Raw genomic sequence first — 21,840 nt, 5'->3', positions numbered from 1 at the left:
ATGTCAGTTCTCGAAGTCGGCGACCGGGCGGATCACGATCCGGCCACCGTCGCGTGATCCCGGGCACCGCGCCGCCCAGTCGAGTGCTACGTCGAGGTTGGGCACGTCGATGACGTAGAAGCCGCCCAGCACCTCGCGGGTCTCGGCGAACGGCCCGTCGGTGGTGACGGTACGTTCGCCGTCCGGCCCCACCTGAATGCTGGTGGCCGTGGTCAGATCGGCCAACCCCTCCCCCGAGACGAAGATCCCGGCGTCCATGACCTCCTTGTCATAGACCCTCCACTCTTCCATCGTGGGGCCATCGGTGACGTCGGCGGTGGACTCGGCGTTGATCAGCAGCATGTACTTCATGATCGTCTCCTCCTCGAGAGTTTCTCGTTGCAGTTGCGGTACACCATGACGACGAACGAGAAGGCCACGAATGGACAGGGCCGACGAATTTTTTTTTTCCACCGACCCCAGCCGCCACCCCGTCCGGAGGCAAGTGCGTTTGCAGGAAAGGTTGTTTTGCGAGATCACGTCACTTCAGACGCGGACGGAGCCAATCGACGAGATCGTCGAGCACCTTCTCCTGTTCGGGCTCGTTGAACACCTCGTGGAACAGTCCGTCGTACGTCTTCAACGTCATGTCCTGCGTCCCGGCCCGCTCAGCGATCATCCGGCTGCCGGAGATGTCGACGACACGGTCGTCGGTGCCGTGCAGGACCAGCGTCGGCATGGTCAGCGACGGTACCCGCTCGGGAAAACTCTCGGCCGCGATGACGAGACCGCGAGCGATACCGGCCTTGACCTTTCCGTGGTACACGAGGGGGTCGGACTCGTATGCCGCGACCACCGCCGGGTCACGGCAGACCGCCTTCACGTCTAGGGTCTCGACCGGGATGCCGGGCGCGAACCGCCCCACTATCTTGCCGAGTTCGATCACGAACTTCGGCTTCTTGGTTACCAACTCGATCGCCGGCGCGGACAGAATCAGCCCCTCCAGCTCCTCGCCGTGGTCGAGGGCGTAGGTCAGCGCGATCGCCCCACCCATGCTGTGTCCCAGCAGGAACCGCGGCAGTCCCGGATTCTGGGCTGCCGCGATCGCGGACAGGCGGTGTAGATCGTCGATGAATTCGGACCAGTCGCGTAGTTCGATCCGCTTACCGCCCGAACGTCCGTGCCCCCGGTGATCGGGGGCGTACACCACCAGACCCAGGCCTACCAGACGGTCGACGACGTGGTCGTACCGGCGTGCGTGCTCGCCAATCCCGTGTGCGAGCAGCAGGATTCCCGTCGGTGGACCCTCCGGACGCCATACGTCGTACACGATGCGGGTGCCCTGCACCCCGTTGAATTCCTCCTCTGTGTGATGCACGAATGCGAGTCTAGGGGGATCTGTCCCGTCGCGTGGGCGCTTGTCGAAGCAAGGTACGGGCGGCGCGATGAAGGTGTCCCCCGACGGGAGTGGCCGTGAGGGTCGAACTCGGCTCTCGAGGGAGCGCTGTCCACGATTACTCCGGCCGTTTTCCGTCGCCCATGACATCACTCAAGATCGGGCATTCGACGGCCAGTGCGCCGGGGGCGGTCATCCGCCAATGCGTCGCCGGCACCGGGTGGTTGTGCACCTGTCCGGTCACGGCCCCGTCCCATTCCCGTGCGGCCCGGCTCCCGGTGTGATCGTCAGCCATCGCGGTGAAGAACACGATGTCGCCATCGAAGCGTTCCGGGCAATATTCGAACATCAACCGGGAGTTGCGTTCCGCCGTCGACAGGATCCGCCCCACGACCTGTTCGGCTCGTTCGACGGATTGCCCAGTCAGCCCAGCCAATTCGGTGGTAACGGCTTCGACACTCAGGTCCGAGAGGGTAGAACCCGCTACGCCCTGTTCTTCACCGAATCCGCCAAGCAGGTCGCTCATGGTGATGCTCTTCAGGGATCCGTCCCCCGCCCCGGTCGAGCCGACGAAGCTGTCCATCATGGCCAACAACTCCACCCGCTCGCCCACCGCCTGAAGTTGGATCGCCATCGCATGCGCAATCACGCCGCCCAACGACCAGCCGAGCAGCCGATACGGACCGGCCGGCTGAACCGCACGGATCTCGCTGGTGTACCGCTCCGCGAGTTCCTCGAGCGACTCGGGCACGAAGCCCTCGTCGACGAGCGCAGGGCTCTGGACTCCGTAGATCGGCACGTCTCCGTCGAGGCGCTGGGCTAGACCCGCATAGCACCAAGACAATCCGACTATGGGGTGTATGCAGAACAGCGGCGTCGCCGCACCGGACTCCCGGATGGGAAGAACCGAGCTGAAGCCCTCACCTGCCGCACCCTCGACACCGGCGACGATCCGGCCGGCCAGTGCTTCCACCGTGGGATCCGAGAACAACCACTGCAACTGCACGGTCATGTCGAGTTCGCTGCCCAACCGGGACGTCACCCTGGTCGCGGCCAGCGAATTACCGCCCAGGGCGAAGAAGTCATCATCGAGCCCGACCCGCTCGACACCGAGGACGTCCGCGAATACGCCGGCCACGATCTGCTGGACGGGAGTCGTCGGCGCCCGGAACTCACGAGGTGCCCACACCGGCGCCGGCAACGCCTTCCGATCCACCTTCTCGCTGGGGCCCAGCGGGAACTCGTCGAGGACCATCAACGCATCCGGCACCATATAGGCTGGCAGCGACCGCCCGGCGGCCTCGCGCAGCGCCTCGACCTCGACCGTGCACCCCGCAGCCGGCACCACATACCCGACCAGTTGCCGACCGACGTCGCCCTCGTGCACGACCACCACGGCCTGCGCGACCTCGTCCAGCGCCGTCAGCGCCGACTCGATCTCCCCCAACTCGATCCGCAGACCCCGCACCTTCACCTGAAAATCGGTGCGCCCCAAGAACTCGAGATTCCCCTCTCGACTCCACCGCACCAAATCGCCCGTCCGATACAACCGCGCACCCGGCCCACCGAACGGATCCGCCACGAACCGCTCCGCCGTCAAATCCGCCCGACCCTGGTAGCCGCGGGCCACCTGCACCCCACCTAGATACAACTCCCCCGCCACCCCGGGCGGAACCGATTGCAAACGGGCATCGAGCACATACGATCGGGTGTTCCACACCGGTGCACCGATCGGCACCGTCGGCAGATCCTGGTTCTCACACCGGTAGGACGTCACGGTGACCGCGGCCTCGGTCGGCCCGTACATGTTGTCCAAGCGTGCATCCGACTTCGCTGCCAGACGCCCGAACAACTCCGCCGACAGTTCCTCGCCACCGACATACACCAACCGCAACGACTCGGGGATCCGCACCTCAGGATCGGCCAGCAGCGTCCCCAGTACCGACGGCACGAACACAGTAGCGGTCACACCCTCGTCCGCGATCAGCGACAGCAGGTACTCCGGATCACGATGCCCATCCGGCCGAGCGATGACCAGCCGGGCACCGATGGCCAACGGCAGGAACAACTCCAACACCGACGGATCGAACGTGACCGGAGTCTTCTGCACCATCGCGTCGGAGTCGGTGAAGGCGTATTCGGCGATCATCCACGACAACTGGTTGACGCCCGCGCGGTGACTGACAGCCACCCCCTTCGGGCGCCCGGTCGACCCGGACGTGAAGATCACGTACGCCGTGTTCTCCGGCCGAACCGGCCCGAGCAACTCGGACTCGGTCACCCGTGCAGCTGAATACCCCGACACATCCACCGCATCGATGTTCACCACGGGATGCCCGGACACAGCCACACCGTCCTGGGAAGTCGACAACACGCACACCGGTGCCGCGGTATCGAGCACATAGTCAATACGTTCACCAGGCTGGTCCGGGTCGATCGGCACATACCCACCACCGGCCCGCAGCACCGCATAGATCCCGACCACCATCTCCAACGACCGACGCATCCCGACCGCCACCAACGACTCCGGGCCCACCCCGGCATCGATCAGCAACCGCGCCAACCGGTTCACCCGCGCATCGAACTGCGCATACGTCAACGACTGCCCCTCGAATGCCACCGCCACCGCATCCGGTGTCCGCGCCACCTGCTCGGCGAACCCGTCGAGCAACAACCCCTCCGGCACCGGTTGGCCGGTGTCGTTCCAGGCATCGAGCACCGACGCCCGCTCGGAGGCATCGAGGACCGAAACATCTCCCACCAGAACCGATGGATCATTGACAACCGCCTCGAGCACCCGCACGAACCGCTCCCCGATCTGCGCCGCCGTCCCCGCATCGAAGATGTCCGTCGCGTACACCAACGACCCCTCATACCCGCCGTCAGCCGCCTCACCAAAAGTCATCGACAAATCGAACGGCGCCGCCGTCCACTCCACCTGAACCGGCGACACCGTCAGCCCCGGCAGCTCCACGGCCGACGGGGTGTAATTCTGGAACGCCAACATCACCTGAAACAGAGGCGAGAACGACTGCGACCGTGTCGGGTTCAGCTTCTCCACCAACCGCTCGAACGGCACATCCGCATGCGCGAACGCCTCGAGATCCCGCTCCCGCACCCGATCGACCAGTTCGGTGAACGACAGATCCGGATCACACTCGACCCGCAACACCACCGTGTTCACGAACATCCCCACCAGATCATCGAGCGCCGCCTCACCCCGGCCCGCGACCGCCGACCCCACCGCGATATCGGTGCTGCCACTCAATTTCGCCAACACCACCGACAGCACGGCATGCAGCATTATGAACGGGGTCACCCCCCGATCCTGCGCCCAAGCCTGCACCCGCCCCACCGTGGCCGCCGACACCACGAACTCGACACAACCACCACCACCCGACCGGACCGCAGGCCGCGGCCGATCCGTCGGCAACCCCAACACATCCGGCAACCCCGCCAACGCACCCGTCCAGTAGTCGATCTGCCGGCTGGCCAGCGATTCCGGATCATCCTCCGACCCGAGAAGCTCCCGCTGCCAGAGTGTGTAGTCGGCGTACTGCACCGGCAACGGCGCCCACCCCGGCTCGCGTCCGGCACGACGGGCCGCATACGCCACCATCACATCCCGCGCCATCGGCGCGGTCGACAACCCATCCGCGCAAATATGGTGCGCCACCATGGCCAGCACGTACTCGGACTCCGAGAACCGCAACAACGCCCCACGCACCGGCACCTCAGCGGTCACATCGAACCCGAAACCCACCAACGCTGCGATCCGCTCATCGGCCTCCTCCGCCGTCACCGGGACCGGCGTCAGATCCACCGGCACCCGCGAAACCGGCACCACCACCTGCGACGGCCCCTGCTCCGAATCCGGGAACACCGTTCGCAACGCCTCGTGCCGAACGAGCACATCGGCCACCGCGGCATCCAAGGCCGCCACATCCAAGTCACCCGACAGTCGGATCGCCACCGGAATGTTGTACACCGCCGACTCCGGATCGAACTGGTTCAAAAACCACATCCGCTGCTGCGCCAACGACAACGGCACCCGATCCGGCCGTGGACTCGCCTCGAGTACCGGACGCCCACCCTCACCGGCATACCGCTCGACCCGCACCGCCAACGCCTCCACCGTCGGCGCCTCGAAAATCACCCGCACCGGCACCCGCGCGTCCAACGCCGCACCCACCCGGGCCATCACCCGGGTTGCGATCAACGAATTCCCGCCGAGCGCGAAGAAGTCGTCGTCGAGCCCGACCCGCTGAACACCGAGCACCTCGGCGAACACCCCGGCAACAATCTCCTGAACCGTAGTCGTCGGCGCCCGGAACTCACGGGACTTCCACCGCGGCGCCGGCAACGCCTTCCGATCCACCTTCCCGCTGGGGGTCAACGGGAACTCGTCGAGGACCATCAGGACCGCCGGAACCATGTAGGCGGGCAGCGACCGCCCGACGGCTTCCCGCACCGCCTCCGTGTCCACCGATTGGCCGCTCTCCGGCACCACATACCCGACGAGCTGCTGTCCGAGGTCATTTTCGTGTACCGCCGCCACAGCCTGAGAGACCGCATCCTCGGCCACCAGTGCCGACTCGATCTCCCCCAACTCGATCCGTAGCCCCCGCACCTTCACCTGAAAATCGGTGCGCCCCAAAAACTCGAGATTCCCATCCCGATTCCACCGCACCAAATCCCCGGTGCGATACAGCCGTGTGCCCGGATCACCGAACGGATCTGCCACGAATCGCTCCGCCGTCAAATCCGCCCTGCCCTGATACCCGCGAGACAACTGGACCCCACCCAGATACAACTCCCCCGCCACCCCGACAGCCACCGGGTGCAAACGGGCATCGAGCGCATACGTTTGGGTGTTCCACACCGGTGCACCGATCGGCACGGTGGCCACGTCCCGGTCGTCACACCGGTAGGACGTCACGGTGACCGCAGCCTCGGTCGGCCCGTACATGTTGTCCAGGCGTGCATCCGACTTCGCCGCCAGCCGCCCGAACAGCTCCGCCGGCAATTCCTCGCCGCCGACATACACCAACCGCAACGAGGCAGGTATCTGCACGGCGGGGTCGGCCAGCAACGTGCCAAGCATCGACGGCACAAACGCCGCCACCGTGACACCGGCATCTTCGATCAGTGACAGCAGGTATTCCGGATTACGATGCCCATCCGACCGGGCGATGACCAGCCGGGCGCCGACAGTCAACGGCAGAAACAACTCCAACAAAGAAGCATCGAATGTCACCGGAATCTTCGATACCACCACATCGGAGTCGGTGAAGCCGTATTCGGAGACCATCCACGACAATTGATTGGCGATCGCCCGGTGACTGACCGCCACCCCCTTCGGACGACCGGTCGACCCAGAGGTGAAGAGCACATACGCCACATTCTCCGGCCGCAACGGAGCACGCCGATCCGTATCCGTCACCGGCGCAGACGAATACCCCGACACATCCAGACCGTCGACCTCGACAATCTCCGACCCCACCGGGAGCACACCACGATCGGCCGCAGTGGTCAGCACCAACACCGAATCCGCCATCTCGAGCACATGGTCGTTGCGTTCGCGGGGCTGGTTCGGGTCGATCGGCACATACCCACCACCGGCCTCGACTACCGCGTATTGAACGATCACCATGTCCAGCGACCGGCGCATCCCGACCGCCACCAACGACTCCGGACCCACCCCGGCATCGATCAGATACCGCGCCAACCGATTCACCCGCGCATCGAACTGCGCATACGTCAACGACTCGCCCTCGAACACCACCGCCACCGCATCCGGAGCCCGCACCACCTGCTCAGCGAACCCGTCGAGCAGCAACCTCTCCGGCACCACACGACCGCTGTCGTTCCAGGTATCGAGCACCGACGCCCGTTCGGAGGCGCCGAGGACCGAAACATCTCTGACCAGAATCGATGGGTCGTCGACAACCGCCTCGAGCACCCGCACGAACCGCTCCCCGATCTGCGCCGCCGTCCCCGGATCGAAGATGTCTGTCGCGTACTCGAGCGTCCCCTCGTACCCGCCGTCGTTCGCCTCACCGACCGACATCGACAAATCGAGCGGTACCGCCGCCCAATCCGCCTGAACCGGTGACACCGTCAACCCCGGCAACTCCACCCGCGACTGGGCGTAATTCTGAAACGCCAACATCACCTGAAACAGAGGCGAGAACGACTGCGACCGAACCGGATTCAACCTCTCCACCAACCGCTCGAACGGCATATCCGCATGTGCGAACGCCTCGAGGTCCCGCTCCCGCACCCGCTCGACCAACTCCGTGAACGACAGGTCCGGATCACACTCGACCCGCAACACCACAGTGTTCACGAACCTCCCCACCAGATCATCGAGCGCCGCCTCACCCCGGCCCGCGACCGCCGACCCCACCGCGATATCGGTACTACCACTCAATTTCGCCAACACCACCGACAACGCCGCATGCACCACCATGAACGCAGTCGCCCCCCGCTCCTGCGCCCACGACTGCACCCGCCCCGCCGTCACCGCCGACACCACGAACTCGACACAACCACCAGCACCCGACCGCACCGCAGGCCGCGGCCGATCCGTCGGCAACCCCAACACATCCGGCAAACCCACCAACGCACCCGTCCAGTAGTCGGATCGGCCGATGAGCTCGAGCGAATATCCCTCGGCGCCGGGCGGACGGACCCAGCGCGCCTCGTCACCACTACGGTAGAGACGCTGCCCCGGTTCCCCGAATGGGTTGGCCACGAACTGTTCCGCCGTCAACCCCCGACCGTCGTGATACCCGCGCGCCAGTCCAGGCCCGGCCAGGTAGAGCTCGCCCACCACCCCCACTGGGACCGGCTGCAGCCTACGGTCCAACACAACGGCGCTCACACCCTGGACTGGCTGGCCGATGGTAATCGGACTACCCGGCGACAGCGGTTCGCCGACGGTCGCGACTATCGTCATTTCGGTGGGCCCGTAGCTGTTGGTGAACCGGCACACCACGCCGAACCGATCAATGAGATCTGGTGTGCACAGATCCGCGCCCACTACCACCGTCTCGAGATGCACGAGCGCCCGTGGGTCGACGGTGTTCGGTGCCGTAGCAGCCGAAATGATGTGTGTCACCATCTCATTTCGCAGGAGGTCGTTCAGTTCGTTCCCGCCGCGCACTTCGGGTGGGACGACGACCATGGTGGCACCGGCGCTGAACGCCGGGATCATCTCGAACAAGGAGGCATCGAAGCTCGCCGACGAGAAGCACAACACCCGCGAATGCGCGGTGACACCGAGTTCCGGGCGAGCGGCGGCCGCTGAATTCGCCAACCCGGCATGTGTGACCAGGACGCCTTTCGGTACACCGGTCGAACCCGACGAATGGATCATGTACGCCGTGTTGTCCGGTCGCAACACCGAAGTGCGCTCCGCATCCATGATCTGCGCGTCCGTCAGACGCGCACACTGCCGGATGGTTGCTTCGGTGTCGAGAGTGATCCAGTGTGTGGTGTCGGGAAGATCCACGACCAGCTCAGCCAGGGCGATACCCACGAGTGCACCCGAATCGGTGAGTATGTGAGCGATCAGGTCGGTCGGCAGATTCGGGTCGATCGGCACGACGGCGGCGCCCGCCTTGGCAACTGCCCAGAACGCAAGCAACGACTCCGTCGATCGCGGCAGGCACAACGCTACATAGGTCTCCGGGCCGGCACCATGCGCGATGAGCAACCGTGCCAAGCGGTTGGAACGGGCGTCGAGATCCCGGTAGGTGATCTCGGTGCCCGATGCACGGATCGCGATACCCTCCGGGGCCGCAGCCACACCTTCCGCCAGCAGATCGGGCAGCAGACGCACCGGTTCAGGCTCTGGCCCCCCTGCAGGGACCAGATGCGCGACCTCGTCCTCGTTCAGGATCGCGAGGTCGCCGATCCGGCGATCGGCCGGCGCATCAGCGAAGACGGCCAGGAATTGGAGGAATCGCGTGTGGTGTCCACGCAACTGCTCCTCGGTGTACAGGTTCGGATTGGCCTCGAAGTCGATCTGCGCCACCTGGCCCGTGATGCTGGGGTACAGATTCACCGTCAGATCTTCGACGGGACCGGTACCCAACACGTTGAAGCGGCCGACCGAGTCACCGACTCGAAACTCGTTCTCGAACAGCATGATGTTGATCGACGGACCGAAGAGGCCCCGATGGCCACCGCCGATCCCGGCGTCCCGCCGAATGTCCTCGTGCCGGTACCGCTGATGGCGCAGCGCACCCGTCAACTCGAGTTGCGCGGACCGCATCAGATCGGCAACCGTCGTTTCGTCTCGTACCGGTAGACGGATCGGCACCACGTTAGCGACCATGCCACCGGAGTTGCGCAGTCTCGCGGTCGTGCGAGCCGAGACCGGCAGACTCAGCACGACATCGTCCTCGCCGGTAAGGCGGGACAAGAACGCCGCCACCGCGGCCACCGCCACGGTAGCGAACATCGAACCCGGTTGCCGGGCCAGTAGCCGCTGCACGGAAACTTCCGTGGCGCACGGAAATGGTGCGCTGATCACCCGGGCAGGCAGTCTGGGGGATGCCGACCATCCTGCAAGACTGATCGGATCCGGGAAGTCGTGGCTACGCTCGGACCAATACTGGCGATCCTTCTCGAATCTGCTGGATGTGCGGTATCGATGCTCGTCCTCGACGATTTCACGAAGTGAATTGGCCCGGAACCTCGCCGGATCGCGTCCCTCTACCCTTGCCGCATACAACTCCGCAGTCCGGTTCATGAACGTCATTGCGCCGAAGCCATCGAGCGCGATGTGGTGGATTCGCGAGTACAAGTAGTAGTGGTTGTCGGCAAGGCGGAGGGTTGCGGAGCAGATCAGCCGATCGCGCAGCAGGTCGATCGGTGTGCTGCATTCGGCCCGCATCCACGCGTGGGCGGCCGCGCATGGATCTTCTTCGGACCGAAAATCACGGTGGATCCACTCGGGTCTGAGCGACTCGTCGATCAGCTGGTACGGTTCACCATCTCTCTCGACGATCCGTAGCATGCCGGTTCCGAGTTCGCGTGTCGCGATGAGCGCGCTCTCCACCAGCAGGTCGACGTCGAGATCGAGATCGGTGAACTCCACGTACTGAGAAATCGCGATCGGAACATCATCGAGGAGATGCTGCGCGAACCATATACCGCGTTGAGCAGCAGAAAGAGGGAACAGACCCGACTGTGTCGGGATGTCAGCGTTCGACAGTCCACATTGGGCGTTGCTGAAATCGAGATCGTCCGACGATGACACTGATTTGTTCCCCACCGCTATGTGTCCGCGAGCCTGGGAACCTGGGCAGTACCCCGGTAGACCCAGTACCGCCTGATTTACTCGTGCGAGGATCTACATCTGCATACCCCGTAGCCAAGCTGGATAGTTTCCAGGCCGGGGTGTAATAGAGCCTACCAACTAGCCTCTTTGACATGCGACATCATTGTGGATGCGTTGGTGCCTGCTCAGGCGATCACGCCCGACCGACAGGCCACGCGTGATCGCGGCGAGGACTGGATTTTAGTGGCTGACGATGCTGCGCGCCAGAGCAACGCCTTCGTCGATTTCTGGATCGGCGCCACAACCTTGGCGCGATTAGACGAAATCCATTGACTGTCAATCAATTTCTCCGAAGTGCAAACTGCCCGCGAGAGGTGTCCTGTTGCTGCGATTCACAGCGCCCCTGAAAGCGCCGAGCGGAAGCGGTACGGTATGAGAGTCGATTTCTGAATCTTCAAAGAACCTGGTGCACAAGCACATCGGAAGCTGAACCCAGTGCGTATACACCCGGTCACGTACAGCGAAGGCGATATCAGCTCTAGCCCCATTCGAGCAATTTCGCCGTGGGTCGAGATGGTCTCTGCCCAACCTGACCGGGAGCGCTTCTCCCCCCGAAGAGCTGCCCGCGGCATATCGTGGATTTGAAGGACTTCATCAATTCGAAACCCACGTCATGGGAGAAGCCGATGACCAATTCATCGTCGGAAGACGCACCCCGCTTCAGCGGTTTGCGCGCCCTGTTCATCAACTGCACGTTGAAGCGATCCCCGGAGGTGAGTAACACCCAGGGCCTCATCGACCGCAGCGCCGGCGTGATGGAAAAGGAAGGCGTCAATGTCGATCAGATTCGAGCCGTCGATCACGATATTGCGACCGGCGTCTATCCGGACATGACCGAGCACGGATGGTCGAGTGACGAGTGGCCGCAGCTGTATCGACGTTTACTGGACGCAGACATCCTGGTGCTGGGCGGACCGATTTGGCTGGGCGATAACGCCTCCGTCACCAAACTGGTGATCGAACGGCTCTACGCGTGCTCGTCACTTCTCAACGATCAGGGTCAGTACGCCTACTACGGGAAAGCAGGTGGGTGCCTGATCACCGGCAACGAGGACGGCGTCAAGCACTGCGCGATGAATATTCTCTACAGTCTCCAACATCTCGGATACGTGATCCCGCCGCAGGCGGACGCCGGGTGGATCGGTGAGGCTGGGCCCGGCCCGTCGTACCTGGACGAAGGCTCCGGCGGCCCAGAGAACGACTTCACCAACCGCAATACGACTTTCATGACCTACAACCTGATGCATACCGCTGCGATGTTGAAAAAGGCAGGTGGGTTCCCTGCGTACGGAAATCAGCGTTCGGAATGGGAAGCCGGTTGCCGGCCCGACTTCGCCAACCCGGATTACCGCTGAGACAAGCAGGTCAACCGCTGCTTCACCTATCGACGGGAAACCATCTTGTGCCGACTGTTCGGGCTGTCCGCCTCCCCGCACCGCGTCCGCGCGTCCTTCTGGCTGCTCGACGCGCCGGACAGCCTGGCCAAGCAAAGTTGGCGTGACCCGGACGGCACGGGACTCGGGACGTTTACGGCGGACGGAGCGCCAGTGGTCGAGAAGCAACCACTTGCCGCGCACGGGGACAAGCAGTTTGCCATTGAGGCGAAACAGCGGTACTCGACGACGTTCGTCGCCCACATCCGGTTCGCGACAACGGGTGATCTGCTCCCGAAAAACACTCATCCGTTCGCTCAACGTGGTCGCCTCTTCGCCCACAACGGTGTGGTTCGAGATTTGCCCCGGCTCGAGGCCGAACTGGGGTCCGACCTCGACCTGGTCCGAGGCGACACCGACTCCGAACGCGTCTTCGCCCTCATCACCGGCCACATCGGCAGAAGCGGCGGCGGCGTGAAGGCAGGGATAACCACGGCGGTTGACTGGCTGGCCGACAACGTGCCGATCTACGCTCTCAACTTCATCCTGACTACCCCCGACGAACTGTGGGCGCTGCGCTACCCGGACACACACGACCTACTGTTTCTCGAACGTCACCCCGGCGGTCCGAGCGGCAGCCGTCATCTTCAGCAGACGAGCGGGACCGGTAGGATTCGTGCCCGGTCCGAACACCTCGCTGAACACCCAGCGGTCGTGGTCGCAAGCGAGCAGATGGACGAGGACCCTGGGTGGACGCCGTTGCGGTCAGGTGAACTCCTCCATGTCGATCGGGAACTCCGCACGAGCCGAGAATTCATACTCGATCGTCCGCCGCGCCACCGGATCTGTCTCGACGATCTGGGCGCGCAGGCGAAGGCGGCGCAGATGCAACAGTAGTGTTCCCATGAACGTCGCCGCCGAATGACACACCGCGACAGTCAGACTGAACGGATATCGCATTCGCCGGCCCCTGGATGTATCGGACAGTCTCGACGAGTCGCAATTCGACCCCAGAACTAGTGCCGCCGTGCCATCGTGTAGCGATACTCAGTGCGCGAGGACGAAAGGTCGGCCGATGACTGTCCCAACAGATCCGCAGTTGTACGTCAATCATGTGATCGCCCAACTCACTGGACCCGGTGGGCGTTTCGAAGTCGTCGAAGAGTCAGTGCTCGGCGCCCGAATGCCGGTGATGAAGAACCGGGGACGGTCTGTTGGGGAATTGCTCACGGCTTCGCTCCGATGGGGTGATCGGGACTACCTGGTTACCGCGAACCGCCGTTTGTCCTATACCGGGCATGCGACTGCAGTCGCGGCACTGGCGACAGCGCTGCGCGACGAATACGGAGTCCGCAAAGGCGATCGCGTCGCGATCCTCGCCGCGAATGCACCCGAGTGGGTAATCGCTTTTTGGGCCACGCAAGTACTTGGCGCCATCAGCGTCGGTCTCAACGCCTGGTGGGTGCCGCGGGAAGTCGAGTACGGGTTGGGACACAGCCGCCCCACGGTGGTGATCGCGGATGCCGCCGGTGCCAAGTCAGTCGCCACGGTCGGCACGGACATCCCGGTCCTCACGATGGAAGAAGACCTACCGCGGATCTTCGCCCGATTCCCGCAAGCTTCAATTCCGCACACGGAGGTCGACGAGGACGATCCAGCCGCGATCCTCTACACGAGCGGAACGAGCGGCAGACCCAAGGGCGCGCTGCACTCGCAACGAAACATCCTGGCCGTCGTCGATTACCACCGGTTCAGCGACGCGATAGCCGGAGAATTCAGCGGACTGACGGTCGACCCCGAGGCACCGAGCCCCTTGCGCTACCTCCTGACGTCCCCGCTCTTCCACATCGCGAGCCTGCACAATCTGGTGATTCCGCGATTGGCGACCGGCGGCACAGTGGTCATGCACCAGGGCGGGTTCGACGTGGACGCGGTGCTGAGCCTCGTCGAGCGAGAGCACGTCACAAACTGGGGTGCCGTCCCCACGATGGCATCACGTCTCATCGAGCACGCGAACCTCGACAAGTACGACCTGTCCTCGTTGACATCGTTCTCGCTTGCATCGGCGCCATCGTCGGCCGCATTCAAGGAGCGGCTCCGCGAGAAGGCTCCCTTCGCCCGCAACATGCTCGTGGACAGTTACGGACTCACCGAATCCTGCACGGCGATCACCGTTGCCACCGCTGCGGAACTCGAGCAGGATCCGGACACGGTGGGCCGGCCGATAGTCACCGTCAGCATGGAGATCCGAGACCCGCTCGGTAAGAGCCTCCCCGATGGCGTCGAAGGTGAGGTCTGCGTGCGTAGCCCATTCGTGATGCTCGGCTACTGGGGAGACGATGCGGCGACAGAAGCGGCGATAACCCCCGGACGGTGGTTGAGGACCGGCGACTACGGCGTAGTCGAGAACGGTCGCCTACGCCTGGTCGGACGTAGGTCGGATCTGATTCTGCGCGGTGGTGAGAATGTCTACCCTGTCGAGGTCGAGCAATGTCTCGACGAGCACCCCGATGTGCTCGAGTGCGCCGTAGTCGGGACGCCGCATGAGGATCTGGGGCAGGAGGTATCCGCAGTAGTGGTGCTGCGAGAGGATGCCACGACCTCCGAGGTGGAGTTGCGCGACTACGCCGCCGAGCGTCTGTCGTATTTCAAGGTGCCGTCACGGTGGCGGATCACTACCGACCCGCTGCCCCGCAACGCGACCGGCAAGATGATCCGCCGCGACATCACGGTCTGACCGCGCACCGCAGGCGAAAACTACTGCATTCGAACCTGTCCGCGGGCGCTTTCACGTATCCGTTGCGAAAGCGCCCGCACGACTCAGGACCCGGACGGCAGCGAAGTCAGCGCACCATCCGGCAGCGAAGAACTCGACGCATCGTCCGGCAGCGAAGAACTCGACGCATCAGCCGGCAGCGAAGAACTCAGTGCGTCAGTCGGCAGCGAAGTCAACGCATCAGCCGGCAGTGAAGAACTCAACGCATCAGCCGGCAGCGAAGGCAACACACCGCCCGTAATCACCGTGAGAATGACGTTGCCGACGAATTCACCCGGGTTGTCGAGCACGCTCGATCCGCTGTCTCCGTCGAAACCGAGATCCGACGAACCGGACCTGATCGCCTCTCCGGCATTCTCTTCACGAACCTCGACCCACGTCCCCGAAATGTCGGCCTCTTCGGGAAGGAGAACCTTGACTTCGGCACCGGTTTCGAAGACCTCGCCTGGTTGGGCGTCCTCAGGTGCCCGGTAGGTGACTTCGAAGGTCACCGCATTGCCTTCGCTCGAGATCTCCCACCGCTCATCCGACACGGTCACCGTATTCTCGACTGCATCGACAACGGGCTCGACGTCGTCCCACTTCTGGCCCAGGATGGACGACGCGTTCACTCGTGCGCTGCCATCGACGTACTCGAAGCCCTCCGGATACCGATCGGCAATCCACAGGACGGAGCCCGGCTCGCCAGTCGTCGTAACCTGGGTTCGGAAGGTGACCTCCCCGCCCGGTACGACTGTGCCATCGCCCACAACTCTCTTGGTGATCTTGAAATCGCCGGACGTGATGGTGTTCGCCGTCGGATGCTCAGGATCTGCTGCGCTTGCGACACCAGCCCCCCACAATCCGCCCGCAAGCATCATGGCAGCAGCACCAGCCACTGCACTCTTCCACAACTTTCGAGACATTCACGCTCCATTCGATGCTGAAACCGACCCGCGTTTTCAGCGAGCAAGGCACAAGAGTCTCACACTTATGCGGACGCTTGTCCATGAGTTGACGATTTCACACGTCTGCTGCACAGCCGAGCACGGGGGCGGCAGGAACACCAGCGTGATCGCCGGAGCACGTTGAACACGAAGCAAGTTGAACACAACGCCCGATGGACGCCTACGCGAATCTCGAGGGAGAGGTCCGCGCGCTTCCCAATGGATCCAGGGTCGAGGTGGAATACTCCCCGATGGGTCTTACCTCTTGTCAATGGGAAACCAGACGTTCGGAGAAATGCACCTATGAAGACGACGATTGCCCGAACTGTAGGAATCGCCGCAGCGTCGACAGGCCTGACGCTCTTTTCCGCGCCTACCGCATCCGCTGCTCCCGATGACCTCAACATCGACATCTCGGGAACAGCGGGAGAGGTGGTCATGGGAATTCTGTTCGATGCCGTTGGCGCCGCGACCTGCACGATGTGGGTCACAAATGTTGACTCGGCAGTTCCAGTCGCCGTCGTCGGCCCAGAGCCTGCTCTGGAGGGAGAAGAGATCGAGCTCCGCGCCAGGGTCAGCCCCGGCCAGTACATGGTGCAGTGGGGATGCTTTGGCCTACCCGTGCCCGAGCTGTGGGGAACCGCCCCGCCCATGTCCCCTGGTGAAGAAACCGCCGAGCCGACCATCGTCACCGTTACGGAGGGATCTGAATTCGGCTCGTGGGGCTCCTCCGGAAGTTTCTACGGAATCTGACAGCGACTCTCCAGTTCGCCCCGAGGCCGGCTCGACCTCAAATCCTCGGCCGCATTTTCGCCGAATATCGAATCGGCTCAGCTGAGAACTCGCTGATAATTCAGCACGCGCACGAGCAGCGCACTCTGTGAATCGATATCTATCGCGCGATCACCGATCAAGCCAGGTCACGGTGGGCGCCTACCCCTGTCATCACTGCAGCAGCCCAGCGCCGCCGAGGTAGAACCATGCTCGGAATCGGACAGCATCCGATCCACCGACATATTGCTACAAGTGCGACGACACCAACCCCACCTACACTCGGAAGTGATTCGTGTCCCTCGCATGTTCGGAGAACACCAGTGAAAAAGCGGCCAAATCTCATACCCGCGAATCCGATGGTGGGACGACGGGAATTCTTGAAGGGATCAATCGCCACCGGAGCCGTCATCGGTCTCGGCGTTGCGGGATGCAGTACATCGAGCAACCAGACGGAAATTGGTGGCGGCGCAACATCTGTAACCCTGTTGGACCCTGCATCACAGGAGAAGTTCAGCAATCTACTACCGATGCCGGCCAGAATTTATGCTGCTGCAGGAATGACTCTGACGGTGCCGATAATGGAGAGCCGGCAGTGGCTCGGTCTACGGGCATCCGACGGCAGCGAGATGATGACTACCGTCTACGGATTCGAACACCAAGGCCAGGTAACGGCACCTGGACCTAGCATCATCGTCAGATCGAATGAAGATGTTCAGGTCGAATGGCGAAATCAGTTACCCAATGATGAGCCTTACATTCTGCCAATAGACTTGACGTTGCATATACCCCACCTTCCGAACGCCACCGCGGAATTCATCGAACAAAAGCCCGTTGTCATCCACTTACACGGGGGTCACACAGAGTCGGAAAGTGACGGGAATCCCGAGGCCTGGTATACGCAGGAATATCAAGCAACCGGTCCCGACTGGGACAAATCCGTCTATTTTTACGACAACACTCAGGAAGCTGCCGGATTGTGGTATCACGACCACACGGTGGGTATGACGCGCCTCAACACATATGCGGGGTTGGCGGGCATGTACCTCATCAAAGATGCGACCGAAGACCGCCTCATTGACGGCTCGATAATTCCCGATGATGACCACATGATCGAAATCGTCATTCACGACGCCCTCTTCGATGACGAAGGCAATCTCTATTACCCCGGCCGTCACGGTGAGCCGATCAATCCGATCATTCAAAAAGACATTGCCGACAACTGGCCGGATCCGACGGTTCTCGACGAATTTTTTGGAACCCATATTCTTGTCAACGGGATGGCCTGGCCGAAAGTGGAACTCGAGCCAAACAAGTACCGCCTGCGTCTACTCAACGCCTCCAGCTCACGCAGTTATGTCCTCGAGTTCGACAACGGGATGGAGTTCTTTCAGATCGGGTCCGACGGCGGGTTCTTGAACTCTCCGGTTCGGCTCACTCAGCTCGTGGTGACACCAGCGGAACGTATGGATATCATCGTCGACTTCAACGATTGCGCCAACCAGCAGATAATCCTGAAGAATCTCGGTCCCGAACTACCCTTCCGCGGCTATGTGGATCCGGCTGAACCAGCAAACTCCATGAAGCTGGTCTACAACGCCGGTGGAGATCGAGTCATTTCGGACGGCATGGGCGGTCTTGCCACTATCGCCGACCCGGAATCAACCGGTCTGGTCATGCGATTTGATATTGGAGAAGCGGGACCGCAATCGGAAGCGCAGGCCATCAACTTCGATCCAACAATTCCGCTACGTGAACCGCTACAACTGCTGCCCAGAGACAATCCGCAAACGGTCAGGCAACTCGTGCTGTTCAACCTGCGCGACGACATGGATAGAACCCTGGTACTCATGGGGACATTGGAATCGGGTTCGCTCTTTTTCATGGATGAAACTACCGAGATAGTCCCACAGAATTCCACCGAGATTTGGGAAATCTACAACACTACCGGGTCGGCGCACCCCATGCACATTCATCAGGTGCAGTTCCAAGTGATCGATCGTCAGGAATTCAATGGTGATCTTGTCAATAGAACCCAGCAATTCATGGACGACCCCAATCGCACCTTCCAGGGAGCTACTCTCGATCTTCACGGGTTGAACGGAGATCCTGTGCTGCCTCAACCCAATGAGCAGGGAAGAAAAGATACCGTCCTAGCGCTTGCCGGACAGGTCACCCGCCTAGTGGCCCATTTCGACCGTCCGGGAAATTTTGTCTGGCACTGCCACATCATTACTCACGAAGACTATGACATGATGCGAAAATTCCAAGTAACTCCGGAGTCGTGAGTTACATGGAGAAGGGACTATCGCTGACATTCTCCGATCGCCGCGCCGAACCTGAGACACTCTCGGACATCAACACAGAACTACGGAAGATCGGTGTCGGTGTCTGGCCACTCGATCTGCGGAACCGTGACGCGTCTGTACGCGCACTCCTGGCGAAACCCATGCTCGAAGAGGCAGAAGTCGCACGCGTCAAGGAACACTTCCTGCTCCCGATGGACCACTTGCTGGAGATCGTTGCGCAGGCTGGGCGCACGCCGGAAGTTCCTGGGGGAGGTTCCCTCACCACATTCGTCACCAATGAGGGCTACGGCTACCCCCAGCTACATCAAGTCCTGGAAGGTAAGGACTACAGCAGGTTCGACAGATTCCACGTGAACATCGCACCCACCGGCACGGGTGTCGACGAAGTGTTTCAATTGCTCGCCGGCGGCGAATTCGTCAGTCGACACAGACTCGACGACGGAGAAGCATTGACTCTGACGCTGCGTTGCCCCAATGAGGGGCAAGGATGGCTAGGAACCTATAGCGGAGTCCGTCCGCATATCGGAAACATCGGTTCGGCAACCGTGGGTTCGAAACTCCTCGTCCAGGCATTTGGAAGTCCAGAGTGGGCGCTGACCTACGTCGGAGACGATTGAGGCGGCACCCTCGAGTACCCGCCACCAGGCACTTTCAGAATCGGGGCGACCTGCCGAAGCGATCGCTGAAGCCTGCCCCTCATCTCGACCCGATTTCGCCAGCGAAGTTCAGGGTCAGTCCACTGTCAGATCCTTGAAGTATCGAGCGACTGGCCAGCGCTTGAATCCGGCCGACTCGTATGTAGCCCGTGAAGGCCCGTGCCCAGGATCGTCTCCCGTTTCGACCATGATCATCCTCATCCCAGCTCTTCTCACGAGACCGAACGCGTGCTCCATCAGCGCGGTACCAATACCGCGGCGTTGCTGCTCAGGGTCGACGGCGAGGACGTAGATCTCACCCATTGAGTCGCTCGGATGGAGCCGCACACTGACCCAACCGAGAGGCACGCCGTTCTCCGTTGCGACGTGCACCATGTCGCCTTCGCGGTCGAGGACGTCCATGAGATCTTCGATCTGTCGCCGTTCCCAACCTTGCGGGTAGAAGGCGGTGAACACGAAAGGTGGAACAGCCCTCGAGAGTTCGGCGAAAACGGGCCGCCACGCCCGAATCGACAGGTCGAGTATCAAGTCACGCATGGATCCGTCGTACGGACCAATCTCCAAACTGTCCCCCTTCACTATCGTCAAGCTGTTGATTTGCAGATCACCCCATGAGTACCGGAATCTGCAGGAGCGGCACAAGCGAATAACTCGGGCGCCGTGCACACCCCTGCGGCAACTCCGGGCACACCCACACCGGACTACCGACTGCGATGCACTGCTGCATCTCGTTTCGCCCTGGATCGCCGACGTCGGCACCGAGGGCCACAACGGGCCGGTCGACCGAGTCAAACGAGCCGCGTGCGGATTCCGAAGCCCCCTCGACACGCCGAATACGATTGCAGTGCAACCGCATGACAGCGGGCTGCAACCCAGACCCCTAGCCGATCAACGGACCAAGCCCAACACACCCTGGAAAGGCGGTCGTCGTGCTAACTGACTACAGCCAAGAACGGATCGCCGAGCAGTATCGGGAGTCAAAAACCCAACCCTGGCGCTCGCAGATCGAGACCTACTCATTTCTGAAGTTGATTGGAGATGTCAGCGGACAAAAGGTGCTCGATGTTGCCTGCGGTGAAGGATATTTCACCCGCATCCTCGGCCAATCCGGCGTTTCGAAAGTGGTCGGTATCGATACTTCCGATCGCATGATCGCGCTGGCCCGCGAGCAGGAAGAACGACAACCACTGGGCATCGAGTATCGGGTCGAAGACGCCCGATCGGCAGTGCCTCAGCAGGATTTCGATATGGCCGTGGCTGCCTACCTGCTTGACTACGCGAGCGACCGCACCGAACTCGCACGAATGTGCCAGGGCGTGGCCAGTCGCGTCAAACCGGGCAGCCGTTTTGTCACCGTCACGAGTAACCCCGGTCTGGAGTCGTTTCACCCGATCCCGAACTACAAAAAGTACGGTTTCGAGGTCATATTGGCGGAACTGGAACCCGACGGCGCCCCGCTGCAGTTCAAGTTCGATCTCAGCGATTCGTCGCTCACGCTCGACACGTATCACATGTCGGCTGATTCCTACGAGTCAGAATTGAACGCCGCCGGCTTTCGCCATTTCAAGCTACACACGCCCGAGCTGGACCCCTCAGTCGATGTACATGAAGTCGACTACTGGGATGACTTCCTCAACTATCCGCCGATTGCCCTCATCGACTGCGTCAAGATGTAGAGATCCGACGTCGATTTTGCAGACCAGTGCGACACGACCTGGCACCGCGTTTCGGCACCTATTGGCACAACGAACTGGGCCGAAGTGATCGATCAATCACGATCGGTCCTGCGCGGCCGCATAGTGACCACGAATTTGCAAGCGCCAGTATACGTTCCGCTTGCGTCTGTCAATGAGACGTCCACGTCGATGTCACAGCCCTCCCCGGCTTGAAGAGTTCGCCGTATGTCTGCAGCCACCGCCGGATCTACCCTGCTACTGGCAGTGATGCCTCCATTCGCCGGTCGCTGGTACGCAATCGTCGCACTACGGATGACGGTGTACGCACCAGTTCCAGCCGCACCGGCAGCCACTACCGCCGCGCCGGCTCCGGCGACTTCGGCCACGCCGTAGATGACCGGAGCATTGACGTCCCCATTGTGGTTTATGTGCTCGGGTTTGGGGCGACGCAGTATGGACCGCACCGACCCGTCCTCACCGAGTTCGGTGTCCAAGTCGAGCCACGTAATCCACGGCATTGTCTTCATCGCATCTGTCGCGGCCACCGATCCTCCTGCATCCGGCTGTCATGAGTAATGGTGCGTACCCGCGGCGGATCAGCGCTGGGGTACTTGTAAGAACTTGTT

The 21,840-nt window shown here is 62.1% G+C and carries 14 protein-coding genes; 8 read left to right on the top strand and 6 right to left on the bottom strand.

Annotated elements, in window-relative coordinates; translation table 11 throughout:
- Window positions 1-3: 3 nt before the first annotated feature.
- The 3 genes from AB0I57_RS02870 to AB0I57_RS02860 form a co-directional block, all read right to left on the bottom strand.
- On the bottom strand, window positions 4-351 hold the full coding sequence (locus tag AB0I57_RS02870; protein WP_358329543.1) for a YciI family protein: 348 nt from the start codon (window positions 349-351) through the stop codon (window positions 4-6).
- Between the two features lie 169 nt (window positions 352-520).
- Window positions 521-1,357, bottom strand: coding sequence for a lysophospholipase (locus tag AB0I57_RS02865; RefSeq protein ID WP_358329540.1), 837 nt, complete (start codon window positions 1,355-1,357; stop codon window positions 521-523).
- A 136-nt stretch (window positions 1,358-1,493) separates the two neighbouring features.
- Complete coding sequence (locus tag AB0I57_RS02860; RefSeq protein ID WP_358329537.1) at window positions 1,494-10,646, bottom strand: amino acid adenylation domain-containing protein; 9,153 nt, start codon at window positions 10,644-10,646, stop codon at window positions 1,494-1,496.
- A 198-nt stretch (window positions 10,647-10,844) separates the two neighbouring features.
- Here AB0I57_RS02860 and AB0I57_RS02855 point away from each other — a divergent pair, with 198 nt between their 5' ends.
- From AB0I57_RS02855 to AB0I57_RS02840, 4 genes are all read left to right on the top strand, one after another.
- The gene (locus AB0I57_RS02855) at window positions 10,845-11,000 is read left to right on the top strand and encodes a hypothetical protein (protein ID WP_358329534.1); all 156 of its coding nucleotides are present in this window, start codon (window positions 10,845-10,847) and stop codon (window positions 10,998-11,000) included.
- 353 nt (window positions 11,001-11,353) lie between these two features.
- The gene (locus AB0I57_RS02850; protein WP_358329531.1) at window positions 11,354-12,082 is read left to right on the top strand and encodes a flavodoxin family protein; all 729 of its coding nucleotides are present in this window, start codon (window positions 11,354-11,356) and stop codon (window positions 12,080-12,082) included.
- A 45-nt stretch (window positions 12,083-12,127) separates the two neighbouring features.
- Window positions 12,128-12,997 carry a class II glutamine amidotransferase gene (locus tag AB0I57_RS02845; protein ID WP_358329528.1) on the top strand — a complete coding sequence of 290 codons (870 nt, stop codon included), beginning with the start codon at window positions 12,128-12,130 and terminating at the stop codon, window positions 12,995-12,997.
- Between the two features lie 178 nt (window positions 12,998-13,175).
- Complete coding sequence (locus tag AB0I57_RS02840; protein WP_358329525.1) at window positions 13,176-14,837, top strand: class I adenylate-forming enzyme family protein; 1,662 nt, start codon at window positions 13,176-13,178, stop codon at window positions 14,835-14,837.
- A gap of 83 nt (window positions 14,838-14,920) precedes the next feature.
- Here the strand turns inward: AB0I57_RS02840 and AB0I57_RS02835 are convergent, their stop codons facing one another.
- Entirely contained in the window at window positions 14,921-15,781 is an 861-nt protein-coding gene (locus tag AB0I57_RS02835) for a hypothetical protein (protein ID WP_358329522.1), read from the bottom strand.
- A gap of 324 nt (window positions 15,782-16,105) precedes the next feature.
- Between AB0I57_RS02835 and AB0I57_RS02830 the strand changes: the two genes are divergently transcribed.
- From AB0I57_RS02830 to AB0I57_RS02820, 3 genes are all read left to right on the top strand, one after another.
- Complete coding sequence (locus tag AB0I57_RS02830) at window positions 16,106-16,555, top strand: hypothetical protein (protein WP_358329519.1); 450 nt, start codon at window positions 16,106-16,108, stop codon at window positions 16,553-16,555.
- 341 nt (window positions 16,556-16,896) lie between these two features.
- A complete protein-coding gene (locus AB0I57_RS02825; RefSeq protein ID WP_358329515.1) occupies window positions 16,897-18,861 on the top strand; it encodes a multicopper oxidase domain-containing protein in 1,965 nt (654 codons plus the stop codon).
- The gene (locus AB0I57_RS02820; protein WP_358329513.1) at window positions 18,858-19,499 is read left to right on the top strand and encodes a hypothetical protein; all 642 of its coding nucleotides are present in this window, start codon (window positions 18,858-18,860) and stop codon (window positions 19,497-19,499) included. The genes AB0I57_RS02825 and AB0I57_RS02820 overlap by 4 nt, the downstream gene beginning before the upstream one ends.
- A gap of 114 nt (window positions 19,500-19,613) precedes the next feature.
- On the opposite strand, the gene AB0I57_RS02815 is transcribed toward AB0I57_RS02820, so the two are convergent.
- Complete coding sequence (locus AB0I57_RS02815; protein WP_358329510.1) at window positions 19,614-20,075, bottom strand: GNAT family N-acetyltransferase; 462 nt, start codon at window positions 20,073-20,075, stop codon at window positions 19,614-19,616.
- Between the two features lie 392 nt (window positions 20,076-20,467).
- On the opposite strand from AB0I57_RS02815, the gene AB0I57_RS02810 reads away from it, so the two are divergent.
- Window positions 20,468-21,214, top strand: coding sequence for a class I SAM-dependent methyltransferase (locus tag AB0I57_RS02810; protein ID WP_358329507.1), 747 nt, complete (start codon window positions 20,468-20,470; stop codon window positions 21,212-21,214).
- Between the two features lie 92 nt (window positions 21,215-21,306).
- Here the strand turns inward: AB0I57_RS02810 and AB0I57_RS02805 are convergent, their stop codons facing one another.
- A complete protein-coding gene (locus tag AB0I57_RS02805; RefSeq protein WP_358329504.1) occupies window positions 21,307-21,759 on the bottom strand; it encodes a YiiD C-terminal domain-containing protein in 453 nt (150 codons plus the stop codon).
- Window positions 21,760-21,840: the final 81 nt, after the last annotated feature.

Origin of the sequence: Rhodococcus sp. NPDC049939 (assembly GCF_040656415.1) — a bacterium.
In the GTDB taxonomy this organism is placed as follows: domain Bacteria; phylum Actinomycetota; class Actinomycetes; order Mycobacteriales; family Mycobacteriaceae; genus Rhodococcus_F.
The sequence above is the reverse complement of the archived record's forward strand: the minus strand, read 5'-3'. Positions and strand labels throughout refer to the sequence as shown.

Excerpts from the sequence above, each read along its gene's own strand:
- AB0I57_RS02870 (WP_358329543.1), bottom strand. The coding sequence starts at position 351 with ATGAAGTACATGCTGCTGATCAACGCCGAGTCCACCGCCGACGTCACC.
- AB0I57_RS02850 (WP_358329531.1), top strand. The coding sequence starts at position 11,354 with ATGACCAATTCATCGTCGGAAGACGCACCCCGCTTCAGCGGTTTGCGC.
- AB0I57_RS02840 (WP_358329525.1), top strand. The coding sequence starts at position 13,176 with ATGACTGTCCCAACAGATCCGCAGTTGTACGTCAATCATGTGATCGCC.
- AB0I57_RS02835 (WP_358329522.1), bottom strand. The coding sequence starts at position 15,781 with ATGTCTCGAAAGTTGTGGAAGAGTGCAGTGGCTGGTGCTGCTGCCATG.
- AB0I57_RS02830 (WP_358329519.1), top strand. The coding sequence starts at position 16,106 with ATGAAGACGACGATTGCCCGAACTGTAGGAATCGCCGCAGCGTCGACA.
- AB0I57_RS02815 (WP_358329510.1), bottom strand. The coding sequence starts at position 20,075 with ATGCGTGACTTGATACTCGACCTGTCGATTCGGGCGTGGCGGCCCGTT.